General features: G+C 69.2%; 1 protein-coding gene. It reads left to right on the top strand.

The genetic code is table 11. The features are described from left to right. Window positions 1-76 precede the first annotated feature (76 nt). Window positions 77-2939: amino acid adenylation domain-containing protein (locus CED_RS25830; RefSeq protein WP_369807870.1), on the top strand; the 2863-nt coding region annotated here is incomplete at its 3' end.

Raw genomic sequence — 2939 nt, forward strand, 5'->3', positions numbered from 1 at the left:
GCTGGTGGGGGAGTGGAATGCGACGGGTGCGGTGGTGCCGGGGGTGACGTTGCCGGGGTTGTTTGAGGCTCGGGTGGTGGTGTCTTCGGGTGCGTTGGCGGTGGTGGATGGGGATGTGCGGTTGTCGTATGGGGAGTTGGAGGCGGCGGCGAATCGGTTGGCGTGGCATCTGATTGCTGGGGGGGTGGGGCCGGGGGGGATTGTGGCGGTGGTGGTGCCGCGGNCGGNGGATCTGGTGGTGGCGGTGTTGGCGGTGTTGAAGGCTGGTGCGGCGTATCTGCCGGTTGATCCGGATTATCCGGCGTCGCGGGTGGGGTTCATGGTGGATGATGCGGGTCCGGTGGCGGTGGTGTGCACGGTGGCGACGGAGGGTCTGTTGCCTGAGCATTCCGCGTTTCGGGTGGTGGTGGATGAGGCTGGGACGGCTGGGGTGGTGGCGGCGCGGCCGGCGACGGTTCCGGGTCGGTTGAGGCCGTTGTCGGTGGCTGATCCGGCTTATGTGATGTATACGTCGGGGTCGACGGGGGTGCCGAAGGGTGTGGTGGTTTCTCATCGGTCGGTGGTGAATTATCTGGCGCATGTGGGGGAGCGGTATCCGAGTGTGGCTGGCGGGTCGTTGTTGCATTCGTCGGTGGCGTTTGATCTGACGGTGACGGCGCTGTTCGGGCCGTTGCTGTCGGGGGGGNGTGTGTTTGTTGGGGAGTTGGCTGCCGGGTCGGGGGAGCGGTTGTTGGTGAAGGTGACGCCGAGTCATCTGCGGTTGTTGGCTGAGTCGGGTGTGTCGGTGGGTGCGGGGCATCTTGTGGTGGGTGGGGAGCAGCTGACCGGGGAGATGCTTGCTGTCTGGCGTGGGCGTCATCCGGCGGCGGTGGTGGTCAATGAGTATGGGCCGACCGAGGCGACGGTTGGGTGTCTGGAGTATCGGGTGGAGCCGGGGGAGGTGGTTAGTCGGGGTGTGGTGCCGATCGGGCGGCCGATTCGTAACGCGCGGGTGTTTGTGTTGGATTCTTTTCTGCAGCCGGTGCCGTCTGGTGTGGTGGGGGAGTTGTATGTGGCTGGGGTGGGTGTGGCGCGGGGGTATTTGAACCGGCCGGGTTTGACGGCGGAGCGGTTTGTGGCGTGCCCGTTCGGGGGNGGGNGGNTGTACCGGNCTGGTGATCTTGTTCGCTGGTCTGGTGCGGGTCAGTTGGTGTATGTGGGCCGGGTGGATAGTCAGGTGAAGGTGCGGGGTTATCGGATTGAGCCGGGTGAGGTTGAGGTGGTTTTGGCGGGGTGTCCGGGGGNGGGTCAGGTTGCGGTGGTGGTGCGGGAGGATCTGCCGGGTCAGCGGCGTCTGGTGGCGTATGTGGTGCCGGCTGGGGGGGTGGCGGTTGATACTGCTGGGATTCGGGGGTTTGCGGCTGCTCGGTTGCCGGAGTACATGGTGCCGGCGGTGGTGGTGGTGCTTCCGGTTTTGCCGTTGACGGTCAATGGCAAGGTGGATCGGGTGGCGTTGCCGGTTCCTGATTTTGCGGATCGGGTGGGTGGTCGGGAGCCGCGTACCGCGGTGGAGGAGGTGTTGTGTGGTTTGTTCGCGGAGGTGCTGCATCTGGAGCGGGTCGGGGTCGAGGACAGTTTCTTCGATTTGGGTGGTGACTCGATCGTGTCGATGCAGCTTGTTGCTCGTGCCCGCCGGGTGGGGGTGGTGATTACGCCTCGTCAGGTGTTTGAGTGCAGGACTCCGGCGGCGCTGGCCGTGGTGGCGGGNGAGGGTGCCGGTGGTGGCGGGCCGGNGGNTGTGGGGGNCGGCGAGGNGCCATTCACCCCGGTCATGCACCGGATGGCCGGGCACGCGGGCCTGGCCGGGCTGGCCGGGCGGTACTCCCAGTCGGTCCTCGCCGTGGTCCCGGCCGGGTTGGACCAGGATCACCTGAACACCGCGGTCCAGGCCGTGCTGGACCATCACGACGCGCTGCGGGCCAGGCTGGTCTGCCCCGACGAGCACGACACCGCGTCGTGGCGGCTTGACATCCCCGCCGCCGGGTCGGTGGGTGCGGTGGGGTCGGTGGCCGGGGAGTTGGTGCGGCGGGTCGAGGCGGTGGGCCTGGACGACGACGAGCTCGCCGAGTTGGCGGCGGTACAGGGCCGGGCCGCCGCCGAGCGCCTCGACCCGCGGGCCGGGGTGATGGTCCAGGTGGTGTGGTTGGACCGGGGCCGCGAGCTTCCGGGCCGGGTGCTGCTGGTGGCACACCACCTGGTGGTCGACGGCGTGTCCTGGCGGGNGCTGGNGCCGGACCTGGCCGCGGCCTACCGGGCGGTGGCCGCTGGCAGCCCGGTGGAGCTTGACCCGGTTGGCACCTCGTTTCGGCGCTGGGCGCTGCTGGCCGCCGCGCAGGCCCAGGACAGGGCGGCCGAGCTTCCGCGGTGGGAGCGGATGCTGGCGGTGGAGGAGCCACTGATCGGTGGCCGCCCGCTGGACCCGGACCGGGACGTCGCGGCTGACATGCGCCGCGTGTCGCGGAGTGTGCCCTCCGAGGTCACCGCCGAGTTGCTGACCAGTGTTCCGGCGGCGTTCCATGCCGGGATCAACGATGTGCTGCTGGCGGGGTTCACGGTGGCGGTCAACGAGTGGCGGGGGACTTCCGGCCCGGTGCTGGTGGATGTGGAGGGGCACGGCCGTGAGCCGTTGGCCGAGGGGGTGGACCTGTCGCGCACGGTCGGCTGGTTCACCGAGATCCATCCCGTCCGGCTGGACCCCGGCAGCACCGACTTCGCCCGGATACGCGCCGGCGGCGACGCCGCGGGGCAGGCGGTCAAGCAGGTCAAGGAGCAGCTTCGTGCCGTGCCGGGCGACGGCCTCGGCTACGGGCTGCTGCGTTACCTCAACCCTGACACGCGCCCGGTCCTCGCGGCGCTACCCACCCCACAGATCGGCTTCAACTACATGGGCCGCTTCACCG

The organism is Frankia sp. CeD (genome assembly GCF_000732115.1).
In the GTDB taxonomy this organism is placed as follows: Bacteria; Actinomycetota; Actinomycetes; order Frankiales; family Frankiaceae; genus Frankia; species Frankia casuarinae.